23 protein-coding genes and 1 riboswitch are annotated in these 24,164 nt (G+C 71.0%); of the genes, 16 read left to right on the plus strand and 7 right to left on the minus strand.

The window, feature by feature from the left end:
• Positions 1 to 61: 61 nt before the first annotated feature.
• Entirely contained in the window at positions 62 to 1,273 is a 1,212-nt protein-coding gene (locus tag ACIBI9_RS02105) for a sensor histidine kinase (RefSeq protein ID WP_397220073.1), read from the plus strand.
• On the plus strand, positions 1,270 to 1,917 hold the full coding sequence (locus ACIBI9_RS02110; RefSeq protein ID WP_397220074.1) for a response regulator: 648 nt from the start codon (positions 1,270 to 1,272) through the stop codon (positions 1,915 to 1,917). The genes ACIBI9_RS02105 and ACIBI9_RS02110 overlap by 4 nt, the downstream gene beginning before the upstream one ends.
• Here ACIBI9_RS02110 and ACIBI9_RS02115 read toward each other — a convergent pair whose 3' ends face one another.
• Complete coding sequence (locus tag ACIBI9_RS02115) at positions 1,918 to 2,979, minus strand: phosphotransferase family protein (RefSeq protein ID WP_397220075.1); 1,062 nt, start codon at positions 2,977 to 2,979, stop codon at positions 1,918 to 1,920.
• A gap of 144 nt (positions 2,980 to 3,123) precedes the next feature.
• On the opposite strand from ACIBI9_RS02115, the gene ACIBI9_RS02120 reads away from it, so the two are divergent.
• The 6 genes from ACIBI9_RS02120 (at position 3,124) to ACIBI9_RS02145 (ending at position 11,180) form a co-directional block, all read left to right on the plus strand.
• A complete protein-coding gene (locus ACIBI9_RS02120; protein ID WP_397220076.1) occupies positions 3,124 to 4,446 on the plus strand; it encodes an NYN domain-containing protein in 1,323 nt (440 codons plus the stop codon).
• Positions 4,447 to 4,587: 141 nt separating this feature from the next.
• On the plus strand, positions 4,588 to 5,562 hold the full coding sequence (locus tag ACIBI9_RS02125; protein ID WP_397220077.1) for an NlpC/P60 family protein: 975 nt from the start codon (positions 4,588 to 4,590) through the stop codon (positions 5,560 to 5,562).
• A gap of 393 nt (positions 5,563 to 5,955) precedes the next feature.
• Positions 5,956 to 6,119: riboswitch (cyclic di-AMP (ydaO/yuaA leader) on the plus strand.
• A gap of 73 nt (positions 6,120 to 6,192) precedes the next feature.
• Positions 6,193 to 6,708 (plus strand): C40 family peptidase, encoded by a 516-nt coding sequence (locus tag ACIBI9_RS02130; protein ID WP_397220078.1) that lies wholly within the window; start codon positions 6,193 to 6,195, stop codon positions 6,706 to 6,708.
• Between the two features lie 625 nt (positions 6,709 to 7,333).
• A complete protein-coding gene (locus ACIBI9_RS02135; RefSeq protein ID WP_397220079.1) occupies positions 7,334 to 8,158 on the plus strand; it encodes a hypothetical protein in 825 nt (274 codons plus the stop codon).
• A gap of 632 nt (positions 8,159 to 8,790) precedes the next feature.
• Positions 8,791 to 10,062, plus strand: a complete 1,272-nt coding sequence (locus tag ACIBI9_RS02140) for a M48 family metallopeptidase (RefSeq protein ID WP_397220080.1) — start codon at positions 8,791 to 8,793, stop codon at positions 10,060 to 10,062.
• Positions 10,063 to 10,094: 32 nt separating this feature from the next.
• Entirely contained in the window at positions 10,095 to 11,180 is a 1,086-nt protein-coding gene (locus ACIBI9_RS02145; RefSeq protein ID WP_397220822.1) for a glycosyltransferase family 4 protein, read from the plus strand.
• Here ACIBI9_RS02145 and ACIBI9_RS02150 read toward each other — a convergent pair.
• From ACIBI9_RS02150 to ACIBI9_RS02160, 3 genes are read right to left on the minus strand one after another with little or no spacing between them, the layout of a single operon-like run.
• Positions 11,177 to 12,094 (minus strand): carbohydrate ABC transporter permease, encoded by a 918-nt coding sequence (locus ACIBI9_RS02150; protein ID WP_397220081.1) that lies wholly within the window; start codon positions 12,092 to 12,094, stop codon positions 11,177 to 11,179. The two genes, ACIBI9_RS02145 and ACIBI9_RS02150, sit on opposite strands and share 4 nt — an antisense overlap.
• Positions 12,091 to 12,963: a carbohydrate ABC transporter permease gene (locus ACIBI9_RS02155; RefSeq protein ID WP_397220082.1), complete on the minus strand. Its 873-nt coding sequence runs from the start codon at positions 12,961 to 12,963 to the stop codon at positions 12,091 to 12,093. The genes ACIBI9_RS02150 and ACIBI9_RS02155 overlap by 4 nt, the downstream gene beginning before the upstream one ends.
• Positions 12,963 to 14,249 (minus strand): ABC transporter substrate-binding protein, encoded by a 1,287-nt coding sequence (locus ACIBI9_RS02160; RefSeq protein ID WP_397220083.1) that lies wholly within the window; start codon positions 14,247 to 14,249, stop codon positions 12,963 to 12,965. Before ACIBI9_RS02160 ends, ACIBI9_RS02155 begins: the two co-directional genes overlap by 1 nt.
• A gap of 222 nt (positions 14,250 to 14,471) precedes the next feature.
• On the opposite strand from ACIBI9_RS02160, the gene ACIBI9_RS02165 reads away from it, so the two are divergent.
• Entirely contained in the window at positions 14,472 to 15,269 is a 798-nt protein-coding gene (locus ACIBI9_RS02165) for a DeoR/GlpR family DNA-binding transcription regulator (protein ID WP_397220084.1), read from the plus strand.
• A gap of 4 nt (positions 15,270 to 15,273) precedes the next feature.
• Here the strand turns inward: ACIBI9_RS02165 and ACIBI9_RS02170 are convergent, their stop codons facing one another.
• A complete protein-coding gene (locus ACIBI9_RS02170) occupies positions 15,274 to 17,022 on the minus strand; it encodes an AMP-dependent synthetase/ligase (protein ID WP_397220085.1) in 1,749 nt (582 codons plus the stop codon).
• A gap of 106 nt (positions 17,023 to 17,128) precedes the next feature.
• Between ACIBI9_RS02170 and ACIBI9_RS02175 the strand changes: the two genes are divergently transcribed.
• From ACIBI9_RS02175 to ACIBI9_RS02205, 7 genes are all read left to right on the plus strand, one after another.
• Positions 17,129 to 17,896 (plus strand): metallophosphoesterase, encoded by a 768-nt coding sequence (locus tag ACIBI9_RS02175; RefSeq protein WP_397220086.1) that lies wholly within the window; start codon positions 17,129 to 17,131, stop codon positions 17,894 to 17,896.
• Between the two features lie 67 nt (positions 17,897 to 17,963).
• A complete protein-coding gene (locus ACIBI9_RS02180) occupies positions 17,964 to 18,398 on the plus strand; it encodes an SRPBCC family protein (RefSeq protein ID WP_397220087.1) in 435 nt (144 codons plus the stop codon).
• A gap of 1 nt (position 18,399) precedes the next feature.
• Positions 18,400 to 19,560, plus strand: a complete 1,161-nt coding sequence (locus tag ACIBI9_RS02185; RefSeq protein WP_397220088.1) for an ArsA family ATPase — start codon at positions 18,400 to 18,402, stop codon at positions 19,558 to 19,560.
• Between the two features lie 42 nt (positions 19,561 to 19,602).
• Positions 19,603 to 20,016 carry a DUF5304 family protein gene (locus ACIBI9_RS02190; protein ID WP_397220089.1) on the plus strand — a complete coding sequence of 138 codons (414 nt, stop codon included), beginning with the start codon at positions 19,603 to 19,605 and terminating at the stop codon, positions 20,014 to 20,016.
• Positions 20,017 to 20,030: 14 nt separating this feature from the next.
• Positions 20,031 to 20,963 carry an ROK family glucokinase gene (locus ACIBI9_RS02195; protein ID WP_397220090.1) on the plus strand — a complete coding sequence of 311 codons (933 nt, stop codon included), beginning with the start codon at positions 20,031 to 20,033 and terminating at the stop codon, positions 20,961 to 20,963.
• A gap of 44 nt (positions 20,964 to 21,007) precedes the next feature.
• Positions 21,008 to 21,655 (plus strand): endonuclease/exonuclease/phosphatase family protein, encoded by a 648-nt coding sequence (locus tag ACIBI9_RS02200; RefSeq protein ID WP_397220091.1) that lies wholly within the window; start codon positions 21,008 to 21,010, stop codon positions 21,653 to 21,655.
• A 37-nt stretch (positions 21,656 to 21,692) separates the two neighbouring features.
• Positions 21,693 to 22,805, plus strand: a complete 1,113-nt coding sequence (locus ACIBI9_RS02205) for a hypothetical protein (protein ID WP_397220092.1) — start codon at positions 21,693 to 21,695, stop codon at positions 22,803 to 22,805.
• Positions 22,806 to 22,815: 10 nt separating this feature from the next.
• On the opposite strand, the gene ACIBI9_RS02210 is transcribed toward ACIBI9_RS02205, so the two are convergent.
• Positions 22,816 to 23,283, minus strand: coding sequence for a hypothetical protein (locus ACIBI9_RS02210; RefSeq protein ID WP_397220093.1), 468 nt, complete (start codon positions 23,281 to 23,283; stop codon positions 22,816 to 22,818).
• A gap of 46 nt (positions 23,284 to 23,329) precedes the next feature.
• Entirely contained in the window at positions 23,330 to 24,088 is a 759-nt protein-coding gene (locus tag ACIBI9_RS02215; protein ID WP_397220094.1) for an alpha/beta hydrolase, read from the minus strand.
• Between the last annotated feature and the right edge of the window lie 76 nt (positions 24,089 to 24,164).

The following is a 24,164-nucleotide window of genomic DNA, read 5'->3' on the forward strand; positions in this document are numbered from 1 at the left end:
AGGTCTCGCCCGGCAGCTACTTTGGTCGCTGTCGCCGTGCCCTTGGCAGGGCCTAATCTCGATGAACGTGACGCACGAATACCGGTGGGCGCTGCCGTCGGTGCTGCTCGGCGACGGCAGGGAGGGCGGCCGGGTGCGCCGCTCGACCCGCGACTGGATCGTCGACATCCTCATGTTCCTGCTCGCCTGCGGCATCACGTTCATGACCCTGCCGGAGCTGCAGGACGAGCCGGAGCCGCTGCAGCTGCTGGAGCAGGTGGTGGGCGCGCTGTCGTGCGTGGCGGTGTGGCTGCGGCGGCGCTGGCCGGTGGGGTTCGCGCTGGTGACCACCCTGCTCTCGTCCTATCTGGAGCTCGCCGGCGGGGCCTCGGTCGTCGGGCTGTTCACCGTGGCGGTGCACCGGCCGTTCAAGGTCTCCGGCCCGGTCATGCTGTTCTCCCTCGTCACGCTCGTGCCGTACATCCTGCTGCGGTCCAAGACCAGCGCGGAGGGGCAGGAGACGGCGGCCTTCGCCCTGGCGCTCCTGCTGACCGTGTTCGCGTGGGGCGTCGTGGTCAGGGCCCGGCGGCAGCTCGTCTGGTCGCTCAGGCAGCGGGCCGACAGCGCCGCGGAGGGGGCCAAGCGGCTCGAACGCGAGCGCATCGCCCGGGAGATGCACGACGTGCTCGCGCACCGCATCTCCATGCTCAGCCTGCACGCCGGCGCGCTGGAGTTCCGGCCGGACGCGCCCGCCGAGGAGATCGCCAGGGCGGCCGGGGCGATCAGGACCAACGCCCACCTGGCATTGCAGGACCTGCGCGAGGTCATCGGCGTGCTGCGCCACACGAGGCCGGGCGGCGACGACGACCCGGTGCCCGACCGGCCGCAGCCCACGCTCGCCGACCTGCCCACGCTGGTCGAGGAGTGCCGCCACGCGGGCATGGAGGTCCGGCTCGACCTGCGGGCCGGCGGCGACGCGCCGGAAGGGCTCGGCCGCAACGTCTACCGCATCGTCCAGGAGGCGCTCACCAACGCGCGCAAGCACGCGGGCGGGGCGCCCGTGGCGGTCGCCGTCTCGGGCGCGCGGGGCGAGGGGCTGTCGGCGGAGGTACGCAACCCCGTGGGGGTACGCCACGTCCCGTACATCCCGGGCGCCGGGGCCGGGCTCATCGGGCTGACCGAACGCGCCGAGCTGGCGGGCGGGCGGCTGGAGCACGGCGCGACGCGGGACGGCGAGTTCGTGGTGCGCGCGTGGCTACCCTGGCCGGTGGAGACGACTCGGGAGGACGCATGATCAGGCTGCTGATCGTCGACGACGACGCGATGGTGCGGGCGGGACTGTCGATGATCCTGGGCGGCGCCGACGACATCGTGATCGTGGCCGAGGCCGGCGACGGGTCCGAGGTGCCGCCGCTGGTGGCCGAGCACCGGCCCGACGTGGTGCTGATGGACATCCGCATGCCCGGCGTCGACGGGCTCACCGCCACCGAGGCGCTGCGCGGCACGTCCGCGCCGCCCGAGGTCGTGGTGCTGACCACGTTCCACGCCGACGCGCAGGTGCTGCGGGCGTTGCGGGCGGGGGCGGCGGGGTTCCTGCTGAAGGACATCGCGCCGGGCGACCTGGTGCAGGCCATCAGGAAGGTGGCCGCGGGCGAGCCGATCCTGTCGCCCGCGGTGACGCGGCAGCTCATCACGCACGTGGCCGACGGCGCGGCGGGCGACCGTACCGGGCGGGCGAGGAAGCTGCTCGATCGGCTCAGCGAGCGGGAGCGGGAGGTGGCGCTGGCCGTGGGGCAGGGCAGGTCGAACGCCGAGATCGCGCGGGAGCTCTACATGAGCGTGCCCACGGTCAAGGCGCACGTCTCGCGCATCCTGTCCAAGCTCGACCTCAACAACCGGGTCCAGGTCGCGCTGCTCGTCTACGACGCCGGCACGTAGTCAGCGGGCCAGCAGCTCCTCGATCGTGGCCCGGTGCAGCACCAGGTCGTCGGGGTCGTCGGGCCGGGGCTGCTCGCCGAAGTGGATCCGGCGCTGCCACACCCTGGCCATGACGATGCCGTGCCGGAGCGCCGCATACATCTCGTAGAAGTCCAGGTCGCGAGGCTCGTACCCCGTGATTTCCCGATATTTCCTGCAGACGTCCTCGCTGCGCATGAAGTCGGGCATGCCAGGAAAGCCTGCGGCGACGGTGATGTCCTGGAAGAAGCGGTGGAGGAAGATCATCCAGGACAGGTCCAGCTCGGGCGGCCCCACCGCGGCCATCTCCCAGTCGAGCACCGCGACCGGGGTGAAGTCCCTGAACATCATGTTCCCGATCCTGGCGTCGCCCCAGCACAGCACATCGGGCCCCGGGTCCTGCGGCCAGTGCGACTCGAGCCAGCTGAAGGCCCGCTCCAGCACCGGGATCGGCCGCTCGCCGTGGGCCCACTCGTAGTAGCCGCGCTGCGCCTCGACGTGCGCGCGCAACCCGGCGGCCCCGAACGGGGCCAGCTCCTCGGGCGTGAACTCCGCCCGGTGCAGGGCCGCCAGGACCGCCACGCCGGCGTCCTGCAGCCTGCGCTGGTCCGCGGCCGCCGCGTCGAGCAGCCAGCTCCCGAACGTGTACGGCATCACGTCCGGCGGCACGTCACCGTCCTCGCGCTCCATGACGAGGAACGGCGTGCCCAGGTGTTCCGGGTCCGGCTCGAACCAGAGGGCCCTGGGCGCTGGGATCCCAGCTTTTTCCCTGGCCAGGCGCATGATCCCGAACTGTGCCCGCAGGTCGTAAGAGGGGAACACGGGAACGGCTTCTACCGCAGGTGCAAGCCTGGCTACACAGCGCGTTCGCCCTTCGTCCCAGGTGGCGGTGAAGAACAGGGTCTCGCTGGACAGGCCGTTCTCGGTGGGCCTGGACACTTCGGACACCGAGGCGCTCCCACCCACCCTTCCGCGCAGCCAGCGGGCCAGGCTGCCGCGCAGGTCCACCAGGTCACGGGTGGAGGTACGGATCTCTTCTGCCATGGTCGGCCTCCCGGGTGAACGCCCGTCCCGGCTCAGTCGTATATCCCCAACCAAGCGCTTGTCTATAGACAGGTGGCCGTTACGGTCAGGTACGCGGCAGCCGTACCCTTGTCTGAAAGGGCATGTCACGAAGGGACAAGTGGGATGAGTTCAGCGGGTGAAGGCCTGTCTCGCCCGCTTCCCGAGCAGGTGCGGCTCAATGTCGTCGATCTGGCATCCCAGGTCCTCGGGACGATGCCCGCTGCCTCCATACCGCCGCCCCTTCGGGGGATAGCCAAGTTCGACCCCCGTAAACGCGCCAAACTCGGCAGCGCGCCCATCGCGGCGCAGCTCGAGAACGACAAGAAGTTCCGCGAGCTGGTGGCCGAATCGGTGGAGGCCGGCTGGCCCGAATTGGTGGCGTCCCTGGCCGAGGGCAACGTCCCGCCGGCCGCCGACCCCGTGCTCGTGGCCGCGGCCGCCTACCTCACCCGTCCGCCCGGCTGGGCGGAGATGATCGAGGTCGCCCGTACGGACCTGGTGCAGTCGGCGGTGGCGGCCGAGGGATCGGAGCGCGAGGAGGCCGTCACCCGGCTCCGAGAGCAGCTCGCCGCGCAGAAGACCGCCGCCAAGGAGGAGGCCGACCGGCTGCGCGAGCAGATCAGGGCGGCCCGGGCGGAAAACTCCGACCTGAGACGCAAGCTCCACGACGCCCGCGAGCGGGCCAAGGCCGCGGTGCAGCGGGCCGAGGAGATGGAGCATGCGGCCGAGGACGCCAGATCGGCAGCCTCGGCCGCGGGCACTGCGGGCGAGTCCGAGCTACGGCGCCTGCGCGAGCGGCTGGCCGACGTGGAGAAGCAGCTGGAGGCCTCGCGCCGGGCGGCCCGCGAGGGCAGGAGCATCGAGGACGCCCGCATCAGAGTGCTGCTCGACGCGCTGCAGGACGCCTCGGCCGGGCTGCGCAGGGAGCTCGCCCTGCCCACGACGATCAGCCGGCCCGCCGACTCGGTCGCCGCGGTCACCGGCGAGCGGCCCGGCGTCCGGGGGGTGCCCGCGCGGGCGCTGGCCGACGACGACCCGCAGCTGCTCGACCAGCTCCTGGCCCTGCCGCAGGTCCACCTGATCATCGACGGCTACAACGTGACCAAGACCGGCTACGGCACGCTCACCCTGGCCGACCAGCGCACCCGGCTCATGACCGGGCTCGGCGGGCTGGTGGCGCAGACCAGGGTCGAGGTGACCGTCGTGTTCGACGGGGCCGAGCTGAACTCCCCGGTGCAGGTCGTGGCGCCGCGCGGGGTGCGGGTGCTGTTCAGCCAGCCGGGGGAGATCGCCGACGACCTGATCCGCCAGCTCGTCCGCGCCGAGCCGCCCGGCCGGGCCATGGCCGTGGTGTCGTCGGACCGCGAGGTGGCCGAGTCCGTCAGGCGGATGGGAGCCAGACCCGTTCCGTCTGGTTTGCTGCTGCGCAGGCTGGGCCGGGCCTAGAGTACGTGGACCCCTTACGGGCGGGTTTGCCGTGGTCCGCCAGGGATCGGCGTCGTATTACGAATTGAGCGGATTAGGTGAGACCTCACCCGCCACTTCTGTACTATTTCGCCCCAGATATGATCCCTGGGAGGCGACACAGTGAGGTTTGGCAGGGTGCCGGTGGCCGCGGGTCTCGCGTTCGGGCTGGTCCTGTCCCCTGTGGGAGCCGCCGTCGCTGATCCCAGGCCCACCCTCGGGCAGGCCAAGGCCAAGCTCGAGAAGCTCAACGACAAGGCCGACAAGGTCGTCGACCAGTTCAACACGGCCACCGAGCGCTACAAGGCCGCCAAGAGCGCCTACACCAAGCTGAACGACCGCTACAAGACCAAGCTGGCGACGGTCGCGGACCTGCGCGCCCAGGTGATCGGCATGGCCGTCGACAGCTACAAGCTCGGCACCGACGTGACCTCCTTGCCCGGCCTGGTGAGCTCGGACCACCCCGACGACTTCCTGATGAGCCTGGCGCTGGCGGGGCAGCTCTCGCGGGAGCGGGCGGAGAAGCTGGCCGCGTTCGACCGGGAGAACCGCGGGCTGAAGGTCGAGCGCGACAAGGCGGAAGAAGCGCTGGAGGCGGCCGACCGGGAACGGGACGGGGTCGAGAAGGAGCGCTCGGAGATCATGAAGCTGATCGCCGAGCAGAAGAAGCTCCTGAAGAAGCTGGGCGCCTACAACCCCGGCAACCCGAACAGCGTCGGCATCCAGTACACGGGCCCGGCCTCGGGCAACGCCGCCGCCGTCCTGCGCTTCGCGTTCGCCCAGGTGGGCAAGCCGTACGTGTTCGGCGGGACGGGCCCGGGCGGCTGGGACTGCTCCGGCCTGACCCAGGCGTCGTGGCGCGCCGCGGGCGTGTCGCTGCCGCGCACGACCTGGCAGCAGTGGGCCTGGGGCGCGAGTCGCAAGGTCTCACTGAACGCCCTCCAGCCGGGGGACCTGATCTTCAGCTCGAGCTTGGGTCACGTCAGTATCTACGCCGGCGACGGGAAAATCGTTCACGCGCCGCAGACGGGCGACGTGGTCAAGGTCGTCAAACTCTCGGCGTACGGCGGCCGCCTCGTGGGCGCCATCCGCCCGTAGCCTACGACGCTGGATCGTTGATCCCTGCGCCCGATCGGGGCGCCATGGGAACGATCCACGCGTACGACGCGCCGCCCGGAAGCCGCAACAAGTGTGACAAACGCGACATTTGGGGCCTGACAAACGGGCGCGAAAACAAATGTGAGCAGTGTCACATTTCGATAACGGAGCCTGGGGTTCCAGCAGGGATTTTCATCCTTACTGACTCCACTATCTGATCTTTACAGGCGGTGTCCCGCTTTGCCGATCCTTGACCCTTCGGCGTAGCTTCTGGCGACGTCGCGGTGAACAAGCCATGTCCTCCGCGAACCCGCACCGGTCTCTCCCGGTGTGAGACAGATAAAGATCCGCTGGTCAACCGCCCAAACGTCCCCATATCGACACATCGATCGGGCGGTCGGCCTGCCGAGTCCGTGCAGCCAGGAGGCACGGAGCCGGGGACCCATCGATCCCAGTTCCCAGGGATCAGGGGGTGAATCGGCGCGTAGACCGCGCCGTAGGGCGACTTCCAGGCCCGAATCCGTCAGCTAACCCGGTAGGCATTCGTGGAAGACACAAGGAGAAATCCTGTCTACCTCCCTGCATAACCCCCGTCTGTCCCGCATTGCCCTGAGTGGCGTAGCGCTCACGATGACCGTGACGGCCGGAGGTGCGATCCTCCATGCCCCAACGGCTCAGGCGGCCACGACCGGGTCCGCTTCGACGGCCAAGGCGGCCGCAACCGCCGGCACCTCGAAGACGACCTCGGCCGCGGCGCTGAGGGCGGCCAAGGTCGCCCGTCAGAAGGCGAAGGCCCGCAAGGCCGTCGCCGTGGCCAAGAACCAGATCGGTGACCCGTACCGGTACGGAGCCACAGGCCCTGGTTCGTTCGACTGCTCCGGCCTCGTCCAGTACGCCTGGAAGAAGGCCGGGGTGAAGCTCCCGCGCGTGGCGGCCAGCCAGTTCGCCCGCACCAGGAACAAGGTCTCGTGGCGGAACCTCCGGCCCGGCGACCTGATGTTCTTCAGGGGGCTCGGCCACGTGGGCATGTACGTCGGCAAGGGCAAGATGGTCCACTCGCCTCGGACAGGCGAACGGGTACGCATCGACAAGCTGAGTGGATGGCGTCGGGCGTCGTTCGTCGGCGCGGTCCGTCCCGGCATGTGAAGAAGCCCCGCCCGGCTCCTCCGGGCGGGGCTCTCCCATTTCTCAGTTTCATTTTTACGGCGGAGCACGGGCGGCACCACCCGCCGTACATGGCTGAGGACCTCCAGGAAGACGCCCGCTGACCCGCACACGACCCCCACCGCAACGGCACCCCTCAACACAGCCACCCGGGTTGCACGCCCACACCGCCCACCCCCCACGACCCCGACAGCCCAACGCCCCGCGTCCCACAGCGTCCACGGTTCACGGCCGAGGGACCCACGGCTCACGGCCCCACACCTACGGCCCCAGGGCCCACGACCCACGACGCACGGCCCCACGGCGCACGGCCCCACAGCCCCACGGCCCCACGGCCACGCGAGCCACGGCCTCGCGACGCATGGCTGACGGGTCATCGGCTTGCGGCTCGCGAGCGAGGCTCTCGACGGGCGGCTCGTGGCATGTGGTCCCCTGGGGCGCGATCCACGGCGGGCGGTGCGGGTGGATGGCGCTCAAGGGCGCACGGTTCCTCGCTCGCCGTCTCGCGCGGTGCTCCTCGGGTGCGCCGGAGGAGGTCGAATTCGGGCGCGGAGTGTGCCGGGCATGGGCTGGTGGGCGGCTACGATCGGGCATCGTGTCAGGGCAGGTGAGTCGGCGGGCTGCGATCGTCTCCGTCCTGCTCCTCGCCTTGGCCCCCGCCAGTGCCCCCACCCCCGATTCCCCCGTCCTTCCCGCCGAGGTCCGTGGCCTGTGGGGTGACGGTGAGGTCGTGGTCCGCGGGGCGCGGTCCGTGGTCGTCGGCCAGCACACCGCACCCGGCGAGCCCGGCGAGTCCAGTGAGCTCGGCGACATCGCGCGCAGGGCTGATCGGGCGGGGCAGCGGGTGTCGGCGGTGCTCGGAAGGTCAGTACGACCGCTCGTAGTCGTTCCCTCGTCCGCCTCCGAGGCGGCCAGGCTGGCCGGGGTGGGGCGGGTCGACGGGCTGGCGGCGGTGGCCGATCGCGGGCGCGTGATCATCGTCCCCGAGTTCTTCGCCAAGCTGAACTCCATCGGCAAGGACGTCGTGCTCGCCCACGAGCTCACCCACGTCGTGGCCGGCACCGACCGCCTGCCCCCATGGCTCTATGAGGGATTCGCCGACTACGTCGGCTATCGCGACTCCGGGCTCCCCGTGAGGACCGCGGCCGCCGAGCTCGCCGCCGAGGTGCGGGCCGGGAGGCTGCCGGGGGAATTGCCCGGACCTGCGGCTTTCGCGGCTGACGGGCGCGACCCCGTCCGGCTCGCGCGGGCGTACCAGGAGGCTTGGCTGGCGTGTCGCTTCCTCGCTGACCGGTTCGGTGAGAGGACGCTGGTGGGGCTCTACCGTGACGCCCGGGCGGGCGGCGTAGACCGAGCACTCGCCGCGCTCGGGCTCTCCGTGGCCACGCTGACGGCACGGTGGCGCGACTACGTGCGGGACCAGCTCGCGTGAGGGGGAGGCAGATGAGCGAACGGCGGGACGTGGACGACGCGTCGCAAGAGGCGTCGAAGGAGGGTGAGGAGGCCGGGGGTACGGCGGCGGGCCTGGGGGCCGATCCGCCGGGCATCGGGACGACGGAGCCGGAGGGAAGCTTCGTCCCGGCGAAGGAGGAAGCGGCGGCGGGGGCGCCGGTCCCGGTGGAGGCGAGTGAACCTGGCCCCGGGAAGCAAGCGGCGGGTGACTCGCCCTGGGCGCCTCCCTGGGCACAGGAGCCCGTACCGGTCCAGGAGGCCGCTTCGGTGGGCGGGCCGGGCGGGGGCGCTGCGGCTCGGCGAGGAGAGACGCGCGGTCACAGTGAGAACGCGTCCGCGAAGGGCGAGAGCGCCGGTCCGGTGTCCGGAGGCGGCGCGTCTGTGAGGGGGGAGAGCGGCGGCCCGGTGTCCGGCGGTGGCGGGTTTGCGAAGGGGGAGAGCGGCGGCCCAGCGTTCGGCGGTGGCGCGTCCGCGAAACGGGAGGGCGCTGGCCTGGTGTCCGGAGGCGGCGCGTCCGTAAAGGGGGAGAGCGCTGATCTGGTGTCCGGAGGCGGCGTGTCCGTGAGAGGGGAGAGCGGCGGCGGGAGACGGGGGCATAGTGAGGGTGTGTCCGTGAACGGGGGAGGGCCGCGGGAGCCCGACGGCGAGCGCCGGCTGAGGCGGCAGGCGGCGGTGGCGGCCGTGCTGCTCGGCCTGGTGATCGCGGCCGTGGCCGCCTTCAGCACCCCCTGGCACCTCCTGGCCTCGGGACCGCCCGACCCGGCCCGCGACTTCACCGCCGCGCAGATCGCCAGGTCCGAGGCGTTCGACGCGGCGAGCACCCTGCCCAGCTACCTTTCGCTGGCCCTCACGCTGATCATCGCCGGGCTGCTCGTCGCCACCCCGCTCGGCGCGAAGCTGGTGGCCTGGCTCAAAGGCCCCTGGTGGCTCCGCGTGGTGCTGGGCGTCGTGGTCATCACCCTCTTCACCCAGCTGATCAAGCTGCCGCTCGCCATGTGGGGCGAGACGCTGCTGCGCAGCTACGGCCTGTCCATCCAGACCTGGGGTTCGTGGGCGAGCGACCGGCTGAAGAATATAGGGGTGGACGCGTTCATGCTCTGCCTCATGCTGCTGGTGCTCGTGGCGCTGGCCCGCAGGTTCAGGCGGTGGTGGATCCCGGCCGCCGTGGGCGCGTTCGCGCTGACGGTGCTGGCGTCGTTCGTCTACCCGGTGGTGTTCGAGCCGCTGTTCAACGATTTCACGACCATGCGGCAGGGCCAGCTCCGCACCGATCTCCTGGACATGGCCAAGCGGGACGGCGTGCCGGTCGAGGACGTGCTGGTCGCCGACGCCTCCCGCAGGACGACGGCGCTGAACGCCTATGTGTCGGGGTTCGGCGCCACGCGGCGGATCGTCGTCTACGACACGCTGCTCAGGGCCCCGAAGTCCGAGGTGGAGCTGGTCGTGGCGCACGAGCTGGGCCACGCCAAGACCGATGACGTGCTCTACGGCACGTTCATCGCCGCCCTGGGCGCCGCGCTGGGCACGATCTTGCTGTTCTGGGTGTTCGAGCCGGTACGCCGCCGCACCGGTGTCAAGGGCCTTGCCGATCCACGCGCGGTCGGCGCGGTCATAGGCCTGATGACCTTCGGCTCACTGCTCATGAGCCCCGCCGAGAACCTGATCAGCCGCCACATCGAGGCCAGGGCCGACCAGCACGCGCTGGGCCTCACGCGCGACCCGGCCACGTTCATCGCGATGCAGAAACGCCTGGCAGTCACCAATATTTCCGACTTGTCGCCGGATGCGGTGGAATATGTGCTCTATGCCTCCCATCCTTCCAGCCCCGAGCGCATCGCGATGGCCCGTGCATGGGCCAAGCTGAACGGCGTCCCCGTGCAGTGACACGTGCAGTGAGACACGCAGCGGCCGGCGCCGTGCCCAAGGTGCTCGTGGTCACGAACGACTTCCCGCCCAGGCCGGGCGGCATCCAGTCGTTCGTGCACGGCCTCGCGCTGCGTACGCCGGGCGTGGTCGTCTACGCGCCCGCCTGGCCGGGCTGCGAGGAGTTCGACGAGCGCCAGCCGTTCCCGATCGTGCGGCATCCGACGCGGCTCATGCTCCCGACGCCGGCCGTCGCCCGCAGGGCGGCGGGGCTGGTGGCCGAGCACGGCGCGCAGACCGTGGTGTTCGGGGCGGCGGCGCCCCTCGGGCTGCTCGCCCCCCGCCTGCGCCAGGCGGGGGCGCGGCGCGTGGTGATGCTCACCCACGGCCACGAGGCGTCGTGGGCGAGCGCGCCGGGCTTCCGCGCCGTGCTGCGCAGGATCGGCGAGCACGCCGACGTGGTGACGTATCTGGGCGAGTACACGCGCGGCCGCCTGGTCGCCGCCGTCCCGCCGGGCAAGCTCGTACGCCTCGCGCCCGGCGTGGACGTCGGCCAGTTCCGGCCCGACGCGCCCAAGGCCGAGCTGGGCCTGGACGGCAGGCCGGTGGTCGTGTGCGTGTCGCGGCTGGTGCCGAGAAAGGGCCAGGACCAGCTCATCAGGGCCTGGCCCCAGGTGCTGCGCTCGGTGCCGGAGGCGGTCCTGCTGCTGGTCGGCGGCGGCCCCCACCGCGGGACGCTGGAACGCCTGGCGGCGGGGCGGGAGTCGATCAGGTTCACCGGCACGGTGCCGGCCGCGAGCCTGCCCGGCTACTACGCCGCCGCCGACGTGTTCGCGATGCCGTGCCGTACCCGGTGGAAGGGGGTGGACGTGGAGGGGCTCGGGATCGTGTTCCTGGAGGCGTCCGCCACCGGGCTGCCGGTGGTGGCGGGCGCGTCCGGCGGCGCGCCCGACGCCGTGCGGCCCGGCGAGACGGGGCTGGTCGTGGACGGCGAGGACCCGGGCGAGGTGGCCCAGGCGATCGTCGAGCTGCTGACCGACCCCGACAAGGCGCGCAAGATGGGCGCGGCCGGCCGCGACTGGATCGCCCGCGACTGGGCGTGGGAGCACGTGGCCGCCCGCTTCCACACTCTCCTCTAGCCCTTGGTGGCCCCCAGCGTCAGGCCGGCGACGAACTGCTTGTGCAGGAGCTGGAAGACGATCAGCGTGGGCAGCGCCACCAGCACCGACCCGGCGGCCAGCAGGTTGTAGTCGGTGAAGAACTGGCCGCGCAGGTTGTTCAGCGCGGACGTGACCGGCAGCTTGTCGCCCGACGACATCAGCACCAGCGCCCACAGGAAGTCGTTGTACATCCAGGTGAACTGCAGCGTGGACAGCGCCGCCAGCACCGGACGGCACAGCGGGAGCGTCAGCCGCCAGTACCGCTTCCACACCGAGGCCCCGTCCACCAGCGCCGCCTCGGTGATCTCCTCGGGGATCGTGCGCATGAAGTTCGCCATGACGAACACGCAGAAGCCGAACTGGAACGCCACGTGGACGAGGATCAGCCCCAGGTAGGAGTCGTAGAGCGACTGCGAGTCCGACAGCCACGCGGGCAGCGGCACGAGGGTGTAGAGGGTGTAGAGCGGGGTGATGAGGACCTGCGGCGGCAGCAGGTTCCCGGCGGTGAACACGATCAGCAGCGCCCTGCGCCCGGGGATGCGCAGCCGCGCGATGGCGAAGGCCGTGAACGACGCCATGAACAACGTGATCAGCACGCCGGGCACAACGATGATCAACGTGTTGAGGTAGTAGTGGGGCAGCTCGGCCTGGGACCACGCCTGCCCGTAGTAGTCGAGCGTGACGTGCTCGGGCAGCGAGAAGTAGCCCAGGCGGGCGGTCTCCTCGTACGGGCGCAGCGACGCGTAGACGGCCAGCACGAGGGGCAGCAGCCACCCGAGGGCCACCAGCGTCAGGAAGGCGTGGAGCAGGATCCGCAGCGGCCGAACCGGACGCCGGGACGGCGCGCGCTGCTCCTGGGCCGGGGGAGCGGCGGCCGGGGCCGTGAGCGTCATCGTTCCTCCCTGAACATCTGCGACAGGTAGGTGACGATGAACCCCAGCGAGATCACCAGCAGGATCACCGCGATCGCCGAGCCGAACCCGATCCTGCTGGCCTCGCCCACGATGTTCTCGGTGACCAGCACGGACAGCAGTTCCAGCCCGTTCCTGCCCTTGTTGATGGCGTAGACGATGTCGAAGGCCCGCAGCGCCTCGATCACCGTGATGACCAGCACGATCACGTTGACCGGCCGCAGCGTCGGGAACACCACGCGGAAGAACGCCTGCCGCTCGTCGGCCCCGTCGATGGCCGCCGCCTCCTTCAGCGCCGGATCGACCGCCTTCAGCCCGGCCAGGTAGATGACCATGACGTAGCCGACGTGCCGCCACCCGGCCGCGATCATGACGACCCAGATGTTGATCGAGCTGTCGCCCAGCCAGTCCACGGTCAGCCCGGTCACCGCGTTCAGCACGCCGTAGTCGGAGGAGTAGACGAGCTGCGCGATGAAGCCCACGACGGCCAGCGACAGCACGACCGGCATGTAGAGCGCGCTCTGGTAGACCCGCGACAGCCGCAGCCGCCGGTCCAGCAGCACCGCGCAGAACAGCCCGAACGGCGTCGCGACCAGCCCGAGGAAGCCCAGCCACAGCAGGTTGTTGCGGACGGCCGACCAGAACGGCGGATATTCGGCCGCCAGGTCGTGGTAGTTCTGCCCGCCCACCCACTCGATCGGCCCGATGCCGTTCCAGTCGGTGGCGGAGAGCCCGACGGAGGCCAGCGTGGGCCCCCAGATGAGGCCCACGTTGACGACGATGGCCATCCCCAGCCCGATGACCAGGATGGTCACGTCGCGGGCGGAGTAGCGACGGGTTTTGACGGCCATCAGCGGAAGATGTTGGCCTTCTGCTTCTCGATGCTCGTCAGCAAGGAGTCGATCTCGCCGGGCTTGCTCACGAACGACTGCAGCGACGGGATCATCACGGTGGAGGCGAAGTCAGGCCGCGTGTCGCGGTCGAGGAACTGCGCGATGTGGGTGGCCTTCGACACCAGCTCGGCGCCGCGCTTCTGCAGGGCGCTGTAGCCGGAGGTGTCGGCCTTGGAGCTGGCGGCCAGCGTGCCCGGGTCCAGCTCGGTGGCGATGTTCTGCGAGGAGGCCTGGGCGAGGTGCTTGAGCAGCGCCTTGGCGCCGTCCACGTTCTTGGCCTTGGCGGAGATCATGTAGCCGTCGATGGGCGCGTCGATCGAGTCGGTCCCGTACGCCGGGTTGATCTCGGGGAAGGTGAAGAAGTCGATGTCCTCGCGGTCGGCCTCGGGGAACTGCTGGGCGACGAACATCCCCAGGAGGTACATCCCGGTCTTCTTCTGCGCCAGCGCCTGCCCGGCCTCCTGCCAGGTACGGCCGAGCGCGGCCGGCTGGTGGTACTCCATCAGCCCCCGCCAGGTGTCGAAGACCTGCCTGACCTTCGGGTCGGTCCACGACTCCTTGCCGCCCATGAGCGAGACGTGGAAGTCGTAGCCGTTGATCCGCATGTTGAGGATGTCGAACGTGCCCATCGCCGGCCAGCCGTCCTTGTCGGCGAACGCGATCGGGATGAGCCCGTCGGCCTTCATCTTCCTGGCCAGCGCGGTGAACTCGTCCAGCGTGGCCGGCGGCTGGTAGCCCTTCTCCTGCCAGACGCTCTTGCGGTAGAAGACCGCCCAGGGGTAGTACGTGGCCGGCACGAAGTACTGCTTGCCGTCGGTCCCGGTCGACTGGTCCTTGAACGCCTGCGTGTAGTCGCCGCCGATCTCCCGCCACACGTCCGAGATGTCGGTCGCCAGCCCCTGCTCGGCGAAGAACTGCATCCGGTAGCCCGCGAACCAGGTGAACACGTCGTCGGGCGTGCCGCGCAGGTAGCGGTTGATGTTCTCCTGGAACGTGTTGTGGTCCACCGTGTTGATCTTGACCGTGGCCTGTGTGAAGGCCTTGATCTGGGTCGCCAGGGACTTCTTCGGGATCTCGTCGGAGGCGTTGGAGCCGATCGTGACCGTCCCCAGGTTGCCCGCGGTCTTGCCGCCGGCGGGGGCCGGGGTGCCGCTGGAGCCGCATCCGACGAGGGCGGCGGGCACGCCGAACGCGGCGGCCCCGAGCAGGAGATTGCGGCGGGAGATCGGCAGACGTTGGTCCATGATGGGTTCCTCCTAGCCGGACCCTTCAGATTCCCCCGACTTCACTCAGCTTCATTCAGCGAAAACCCAACATTTCCGACTGTCAACGCACATTTCTATGACCTTGCCCGGCGTCCGCGCCGTGTCATGATGCGATCGAACGGTAGGTGCACACTCCGCCACCTGCGGCAGGCCGCCGCACGCGACCCGCCGTGTCGGAACCTGTTGGGATCTGGTGATGCGATGCTCGCCCAGCAGCGTCAGCAGGCGATTCTGGAGCTCGTCAGGCAGAACGGCGGCGTCCGCGTGGTCGAGCTGGTGCGGGCGTTCGGCGTCTCCGACATCACCATCCGCCGCGACCTGGAGACGCTGGCCGGGCGCGGCCTGCTGGCCAAGGTGCACGGCGGCGCCACCAGCGTCGGGTCCACGGACGAGCCGGGCTTCGCGGCCAAGTCGGTGCGCCAGGAGGGGGAGAAGCGGGCCATCGCCCGCCGCGCCGCCGCCCTCGTACGGCCCGGCACCACCGTCGCGCTCTCGGCCGGCACCACCACCTGGACCCTGGCCCACCGCCTGGCCGCCGTCCCGGCCCTGACCGTCGTGACGAACTCGGTGCGCGTCGCCGAGGTCTTCCGCCACGCCGGCAGGGGCGACCAGACGGTCGTGCTCACCGGCGGCGTGCGCACCCCGTCGGACGCCCTGGTCGGTCCGGTGGCGGTGGCCGCGATCCGCCGGCTCAACGTGGACCTGCTGTTCCTCGGCGTGCACGGCATGACCGTCAGGGCCGGCTTCACCACCCCGAACATGATGGAGGCGGAGACCGACCGCGCCCTCGTGGAGGCCGCGGGCCGGCTCGTCGTGCCCGCCGACCACACCAAGTGGGGCACGGTCGGCATCAGCACCATCGCCGAGCTGCGCGAGGCGGACGTGCTCGTCAGCGACGCCGGGCTGCCGCAGCCGGCCAGGGAGGCGCTGGCCGGGCACGTGGGCGAGCTCCTCATCGCCGAAGCGCCCGGCCCGGCCGGTCCCTTCGACGGCGCGTGAGCCCTTAGTGCTTCCCGTCGTAGAGCCCGTCGATCTCCTTGGCGAAGTCGCGCATGATGAGGTTGCGCTTGACCTTGAGCGTGGGCGTCAGGTGCCCGCTCTCCTCGGTGATGTCCCGGTCCAGGATCGTGAACTTCTTGACCTGCTCGGCCTTCGACACCAGCAGGTTGGCCCGGTCCACCGCCTCCTGGATCTGCGCCAGCACCGCCGGGTCCGTGCGCAGCGCGGCCGCGGAGGCCCCGTCGGGCAGCGCCTCGGGGTCGAGGGTGATCAGGGCGGCGACGAAGGGGCGGCCGTCGCCGACGATCATCGCCTGGGAGATCAGCGGGTGGGCGCGCAGCGCGTCCTCGAGCGGCCCGGGGGCGACGTTCTTGCCCGCCGCCGTCACCAGGATCTCCTTCTTGCGACCCGTGATCCGCAGGTAGCCGTCGGCGTCCAGCTCGCCGATGTCGCCCGTGTGGAACCAGCCCTCGGCGTCGATCACCTCGGCGGTGGCCTCGTCGTTCTTCCAGTAGCCCGGGGAGACGTTCCGGCCCTTGGCCAGGATCTCCCCGTCGTCGGCGATGCGCAGGCTCACGCCGGGCAGCGGCTTGCCGACGGTGCCGATCTTGTTGCCGAACGGCATGTTGACCGTGCACGGCCCCGTGGTCTCCGTCAGGCCGTACCCCTCGAAGACCTCGATGCCGACGCCCCTGAAGAAGTGGCCGAGCCGCTCGCCCAGCGCGCCGCCGCCGGAGACCGCGGCCGACAGGCGGCCGCCCGTGGCCGCGCGGAGCTTGGCGTACACCAGCCGGTCGAACAGCAGGTGCTTCAGCCGGAGCCCGAGCGGCGCGCCGGCGGCGGAGGCGCGGCTCGAGGCCGTCGCCACGTCCACGGCGCGGGCGAAGATCTTGCCCTTGCCGCCCGAGATGGCCTTCTGCTCGGCGCCGTTGTAGACCTTCTCGAACACGCGGGGCACGCCCAGCAGGAACGTGGGCTTGAAGTCCTGCAGGTCGGGGGCGACGTTCTTCATGTTGGGGGTGTGCGCGATGACCGCGCCCGCCTCGATCAGCACCACCTGGATGATCCGGGCGAGGATGTGCGCCAGCGGCAGGAACAGCAGGGCCGCCGGGTCCTTGGTGGCGAACAGCGGCTCCAGCGGCCCGCGCAGCACGTTGCGGGCGGTGAAGAGCAGGTTGTCGTGGGTGATGCGGCAGCCCTTGGGCCGCCCGGTGGTGCCCGAGGTGTAGACGACGGTGGCCAGGTCGGCGATGCCCACCCGCCCGCGCCGCTCGTCCACGTCGGCGTCGGAGACGTCGCCGGTGTCCAGGGCGTCGTCGACCCGCCAGACCGGCTTCAGCTCGGGCGCGGCCTCCCTGACGGTCTCCTCGTGCTCGTCCAGCTCGACGAACACCGCCTTCGCCTCGCTGTCGGTCAGGATCCACCTGACCTGCTCGACCGAGGACGTCTCGTAGATCGGCACGGTGACCGCCCCGACCGTCCAGATGGCGTAGTCGACCAGCGTCCACTCGTAGCGGGTACGCGACATCAGCGCGACCCGGTCGCCTTGCGAGATCCCCGCCGCGATCAGCCCCTTGGCCACCTCGACCACCTGGTCGCGAAACTCGGAAGCGGTGACCACGGGCCAGCCGGCGTCCGTCCTGCGGCGCATGATCACGGCGCCCGGCTCCTGCTCGGCCCGCTTGAACACGGTGTCGGACAGGCCGGCGGAGGCAGGCACATCGACCAGGACGGGAACGCTGTACTCGCGCAACGGATCAAACTCCTCTTCGGGGACCGCGCCTGGACGTTACCGCGTCAAGTTACGGACGGGTAGTGTCACAGCTCACGCTAGCAGCCGCCCTCAGTAGGATTTGCCCATGAGGGTCCATGTCGTCAGCGATGTCCATGGCAGGGCCGACGCGCTGGCCAGGGCGGGCGACGGGGCGGACGCGCTGGTCTGCCTGGGCGACCTGATCCTTTTCGTCGACTACGACGACCACGCGCAGGGCATCTTCGCCGACCTGTTCGGCGCCGAGCGGGCCGCCGAGTTCATCGCGCTGCGCACGGCCAAGCGCTTCGACGAGGCCAGGGCCATGTCCGCGCGCCTGTGGGCGACGCTCGACGGCGACCCGCGCGAGCACATCGAACGCCACGTGCGCTCCCAGTACGAGACCCTCTTCGCCGCCATGCCCACCCCGGCCTACCTCACCTACGGCAACGTCGACCTGCCGCGCCTGTGGGCCGACTACCTCAGGCCCGGCCTCCAGGTGCTCGACGGGCAGGTGGCGGAGATCGGCGGGCTGCGGTTCGGGTTCGTGGGCGGGGGGCTCCAGACCCCCTACCGCACGCCGTACGAGATCAGCGACGAGGAGTACGCGGCCAAGGTCGAGGCGGTCGGGGAGGTGGACGTGCTGTGCTGCCACATCCCGCCGGCCGTGCCCGAGCTGCTCTACGACGTGGTGGCCAGGCGGTTCGAGCGCGGCAGCGAGGCCACCCTGGCGGCCATCGAGCGGACCCAGCCGCGCTACGCGCTCTTCGGCCACGTGCACAACCCGCTCTACGCGCGCACCCGCATCGGGCGCACCGAATGCGTGAACGTGGGCCACTTCCGTGGAAAGGGCGTGCCTTTCGTCCTCGAATGGTGACCCGGCCTGCGGTGGGCCGCGCCGGGCGATCCACCGCAACGAGGGGATTCTGCATTACGGTGGTCGCATGGCTGATCGCACCACTTCGAGCACCACCATCAGCGCCGGCCGGCCCGAGGTCATGGCGGTCATCGCCGACTTCCCCTCGTATCCCGACTGGGCCGGGCAGGTCAAGAGCGCCGAGGTCCTCACCACCGACGGACAGGGCAGGCCGGAGACGGTGCGCTTCGTCCTCGACGCAGGGATGATCAGTGACACCTACACCCTCGGCTACACCTGGCAGGACGACCACGTGAGCTGGCAGGTGGTCGAGCCGGGCAAGATGGTCTCCGACCTCCGGGGGAGTTACCGGCTCGCCGACACGGGCAGGGGCACGGACGTGACGTACGAGCTCACGGTCGATCTGAGCGTGCCCATGATCGGCATGATCAAGCGCAAGGCCGAGAAGGTGATCGTGGACACCGCGCTCAAGGGCCTCAAGAAGCGCGTCGAAGGCAGCTGAGTTGAGCCCGAGGGTCCTGCTCTTCACCGGTAAGGGCGGCGTCGGCAAGACGACGGCCGCCGCCGCGACGGCCACGCTCGCCGCCAGGCGCGGGCTCAAGACGCTGATCGTCTCGACCGACACCGCCCACTCGCTGGCCGACGCGCTCGACGTCGAGCCCGGCGAGATCGCGCCGGGGCTGCATCTCCACCAGGTGGACACGCAGAAGTCGCTGGAGCGCCACTGGGGCGAGCTGCAGCAGTACGCCAGGGGCGTGCTGAGCGAGCTGGGCCTCGACGAGATCACCTCCGAGGAGATCACCGTCCTGCCCGGCGCCGAGGAGGTCATCGCCCTGCTCGAGCTGCGCGAGCACGCCCGCGAGGGCCGCTGGGACGTGATCGTCGTCGACTGCGCGCCCACCGCCGAGACGCTGCGGTTGCTGGCCCTGCCCGAGGCGCTCGACTGGCACGTCAGCAAGCTCATGCCGGTCGGGCGCAGGCTCGTCAGGCTCGTCTCGCCGTTCGTGCGCAGCGTCGCCCACGTCAGCGCGCCCGGCGAGGAGGTCATGAGCGCGGGCGAGCGCCTGCACCGCGGCCTCATGGAGGTGCGCGAGCTGCTCACCGGCGAGCACGCCTCCGTGCGGCTCGTGCTCACGCCCGAGTCCGTGGTGCTCGCCGAGGCCAGGCGCACCCTCACCTCGCTCAACCTGTACGGCTACCGCGTCGACGCCGTCATCGCCAACCGCGTCTTCCCCTCCGGCGGCGCCGACGAGTGGCGCGCCCAGTGGGCGGCGGCGCAGTCCAGACTGCTGGCCGAGGCGGAGCAGTCGTTCGCGCCGCTGCCCATCCACGTCATCCCCTACCTGCCCGCCGAGCCCGTCGGCAAGGACGCGCTGGCCGAGGTGGGCGAGGCGATGTACGCCGAGTCCGACCCGTTCGCCGCCCACGCCGTCGAGCCGCCGCTGCGGATGAACGCCGACGAGCTGGTCCTCGCCCTGCCCGGCGCCGACCGCGCCGACGTCGATCTGGCCCGCAAGGGCGACGAGCTGATCGTCACGGCCGGGCCGTACCGCAGGATCCTGGCGCTGCCCGCGGCCCTGGCCCGCAGGAAGATCACCGGGGCCGCGCTCCGCGACGGCGTGCTGCGGGTAGGTTTCAGCCCGGGGAGCGAATCCGCGACCTGATGAGTTGAGGAGGATGAGCGACCCATTCGCAGGGAGGGCGAGATGACCGAAAGCAACACAGGCAACGACAGGGACCCGATCGGGACCGTCGCCGACGAGGCGCGCAAGCTGTTCGACTCGATCCAGGGGCGGGCCACCCGCCAGGTCGGCAGGAGCGTGTTCAACTCGTTCACCGGCGGAAGTGCCCGCAGGGAGCGCGACGTGTGGGAAGAGGCGGTGTCCGAGCCCCACGACGAGTACATCTGCCGCGCCTGCCCTTGGTGCAGGGCCATCGCGGCGCAGCGCGAGTCGGGCGCCGACGTGACGGGGCACCTGATGGCCGCGGGCGGAGAGCTGTTCGCCGCGTTCCGCGGCGCGCTCGACGCGCTGAGCAGGCCCGCCCCCCGCGGGCCGCGCGAGGACACGCCGGACCGCCGTGACAGCGGCGGCAACGTGGAACACATAGATCTCGGATAGGGAGAAAAGGGGCAATGCTCACGATCGGTGTCGATATCGGCGGGACCAAGGTGGCCGCCGGTGTGGTCGACGACAAGGGCGTGATCGTCGAACACACACTCAGGCCCACCGCCGCCGACCGCCCCGACCTGGTGGCCGAGACGGTGGCCGATGTCGTTCGCGAGCTGAGCGCGGGCAGGCAGATCGAGGCCGTCGGGGTCGGCGCGGCGGGATTCGTCGACGAGACCCGCTCGATGGTGCGCTTCGCCCCCAACCTCGCCTGGCGCGAGGAGCCGTTGCAGAAGAAGATCAGCGGCCTCGTCGGCCTGCCGGTCGTGATCGAGAACGACGCCAACGCCATGGCGTGGGGCGAGAGCCGCTTCGGCGCCGGGCGGGGCCAGTCCTTCGTGGTCTGCATCACGCTCGGCACCGGCATCGGCGGCGGCCTGGTCGTCGACGGCTCCCTCTACCGCGGCCGGTGGGGCATGGGCGCCGAGTTCGGCCACATGCAGGTGCTCCCCGGCGGGCGCCAGTGCGGCTGCGGCAACATCGGCTGCTGGGAGCAGTACGCCAGCGGCCAGGCCCTCGTCAAGGACGCCAGGGAGATCGCCGACGCCCACCCGGAGCAGGCGAAGATCCTGCTCGGCCTGGCCGGCGGCAAGATCGAGGGCGAGGAGATCACCGAGGCGGCCCGGCTGGGCGACGAGGCCTCGCTGGCCGCGTTCGCCAGCCTGGCCGACTGGCTGGGCCAGGGCATGGCCGACCTGGCCTCCGTCCTCGACCCCGGCTGCTTCATCGTGGGCGGCGGCGTCTCGCGGGCCGCCGACCTGTTCATCGACCGGGCCCGCCGGACCTTCGCCGAGAAGCTCACCGGCCGCGGGCACCGGCCGCTCGCCGAGATCCGCCTGGCCGAGCTGGGCGCCTCCGCGGGGGTGGTGGGCGCAGCCGACCTGGCCAGGCAGCGCTGACGATCAGGGTCGGCACGTACAACGTACGCGGGCTGCGCGACAGCGTGCCCGCGTTGACCAGGGTCATCGCCGCCATGCGCGCCGACGTGCTGTGCGTGCAGGAGGCGCCCAGGTTCGTCCGCTGGCGGGCCAGGCGCGGGGCACTGGCCGCCGCCGCGGGCCTGCGTGTGGCCACCCCCGGCCGGATCGGCGGCGTGGGCGTGCTGATCGGCCCGCGCGCCGCCGTGCTGCACGCCGAGAGCCGCCGTCTGCGGGCCTTCCTCGGGCTGGAACGGCGCGTGCTCGCCCTGGCCGTGGTGGAGATCGACGGGGCCCGCCTGGCCGTCGGCTCGCTCCATCTCGACCTCAACGGCCCGGCCAGGGTGCACCACGCCGCCGAGGCCGTGTCGCTGATGGAGCGCGCGGCCACCCGTTTCGGCGCCACGATCGTGCTCGGCGGCGACATCAACGAGCAGGCGCACCAGCCCGCCTGGCGCTACCTCGCCGGACGGCTGGCCGACTGCCACGCCGTGGCGCCCAAGGGCGACGGCCTGACGTTCACCGCAGCCCGGCCCTCCGTACGCATCGACGGCGTGTTCGCGGCGCGCGAGGCGCGTGTCGTGTCGTGCGGGGGAGTGGACGCCCCGATCGCCGATCTGGCCGGGGCCAGCGACCATCTGCCTGTTGTCGCAGAGTTGCGAGTTGGGCACTAACGGGCAAGACCGGCCTCCCAGCCCGTAGCATTTGCTCATGACCCGTCGCTATCAGCGGCGTGCGCTCTCCTTGATCTTGGCGACGTCCGTGGCCTTGACGCAGGTCACGCCCGCCGCGCATGCCGAACCCCGCCGCCCCGCCACCATGGAGGCGTGGCAGCAGTCGACAAGCGTGCGCCTGGCGGCCGACGGTTCATTGTCCGACGTGCTGGCCGTCTCCTCCAACGACGTGTGGGCGGTCGGCCAGCAGGAGATCTGGGACGTCTGGAAGAACCGCGGCACCATCCGCCACTGGAACGGCAGCGGCTGGTCCGAGGTCTCCATCCGCGACGCCACCGCCGCGGGCAATCTGCGCGGGCTGGCCGTCGCCGCGCCGTCCGACGTGTGGGCGGTCGGCGACGGGCACGACGGGCTGCCGTACCTGGCCCACGGCGACGTCAGCGGGTTCGACCGGGTCAGGCCGCAGGGCCTGCGGGCGGGAGACTGGCTGGGCGGCGTGGACGCCAAACCGGGGCGGGTCGTGGCGGTCGGCAGCCGCGACAAGCAGGGCCTCATCCTCACCGGCCAGGGCAACTCCTGGACCGTGCAGCAGACCAAGGAGAAGGGCGCGCTCTACGCGGTGGCCGGCGGGTTCGCCGTCGGCGACACCGGCTCCGCGCCGCTGATCGTGCACTACTCGGGCGGCTCGTGGAAGTCCATGCCGGTGCCCTCCATCCCCGGCGGCTACCTGCGTGACGTGCAGGTCGACAGCACCAAGCGGGCGGTGGCCGTCGGCGGCGTCTACCGCGGGCCCGGCGACGTCTCGCCGCTCGTCCTCACCTGGAACGGCAAGCACTGGAGCGAGCAGCCGGTGCCCGTCTCCGACGCCCGGCTCTATGGCGTGACCGGCGACGGCAAGGGCCGCTACTGGATCACCGGCTACGACCCGGCGCGGGCCGCCGAGCCGTTCATGCTGCGCTGCGAGAAGGACGAGTGCGCGACCATCCGCGGCGGGGCCAAGCAGGGCCGCAGCAGCGTGCGCCTCCAGGCGGTGGCCTACCTGGCGGGCAAGGGCACGGTGTGGGCGGTCGGGCACGCGGTCGACACCCGCGACCGCTACACCGACGTGGTCGAGTCGTTCGCGCCCAAGACCACCACCGCGAAGTCCTAGCGGCGGGCCGCTACAGCACGGCGCCGTCGTCCCAGCCGGAGTCGTTGGGCGGGCCGTCGCCCATGCGCACCACCAGCGCCACGAACCCGCCGATGAACGCCGCCACGGCGGTGAACAGCGCCCAGCCCTCCATGTGCCAGCTCGCCATCGCGGCCACCAGGAGATAGGCGGGGCCGCCGAACAGCGCCACCCACGCCAGCTTGGTGGGCAGGTCGAGCTTGGGCAGCGGAGGCGGCGCGGGCGGCTCGAAGTGCCCCTCGTCCTCCTCCTCGTCGTCCGCGGAGTCCTTGTACGGGTCCTTGTACGGGTCCTCGTCGGGCTCGGGCTCCTCCGAGGGTTTCACCACTCGGCGGGTGGGCTCGGCGGGGACGTTCTCGCTGTCCGGCCATGGCTGGTCGGCCGAGTCGCGCTCGGCGGTGTCGTTGAAGGACGCGACGATCTGCCGCCAGACCTCGTCCTCGTCACTCTGGGGCGTCACCTAGATGGACCTCTCCACAGCGATCGCGACTTCCCCCTGGGTGCGATCAGTCCCTCTGCAAGGGTACCGAGGCATGTGTCCGGATGAAGTCGAGGCTACCGGCAAAGATCCTGTCGGCATCGTTGTCAAGCGTCGCAACATGGTAGCTATCGCTTAGCTCCTCGATCGTGGCCTGTGGGACCTTCTCACGGATGATCGCCACACTCGTCGGCTTGACCACGTGGTCCTCCGTGCTGTGGAAGACCAGCAGTGGTTGCGTCACTTTAGCCAGGTCGGCCTGCACCAGCGACCACAGCGCGGGCAGCGACGCGGCCGCCTTCACCGGGGTGCGGGCGTAGGCCAGCTCGGTCACGCCGGGTTTCTTGACGTCGTTGGCGACGCCTGGCACCGACGGCACGAACCACTTGAGCAGCGGAGCGAGCTTGAGCAGCGGCACGTCGTTCGCGATCGACGGGTTGACCGCGATCACGCCGGCGATCGCCGGACCGTGCACCTCGGCGAGTCGCAGCGCCAGGCAGCCGCCCAGCGACAGCCCCGCCACGAACACGTCCGGGCAGCGCCCCTGGAGGTCCGCGAACGCCTTCTCCACCTCGGCGTACCAGTCCTCCCAGCGCGTCCTGTTCATCTCCTGCCATGTGGTGCCGTGCCCCGGCTGCCGGGGCAGTGAGACGCTCACCCCGTGCGCGGCCAGGAACTCCCCCCATGGGCGCAGCGACTGCGGCGTGCCGGTGAACCCATGGCAGAGCAGCACACCGATCTGGCCTGCTCGATGGTGGTAGGGCTCCGCGCCTGGCATGAGCGGCATAACAGCTCCTCCATGCAGTTTCATTCCGGGCAGATTCCTCCGGGAACGGCCCGATCGTCGCACGTTCCGGGGTGTT

This window comes from Nonomuraea sp. NPDC050451 (assembly GCF_044458585.1).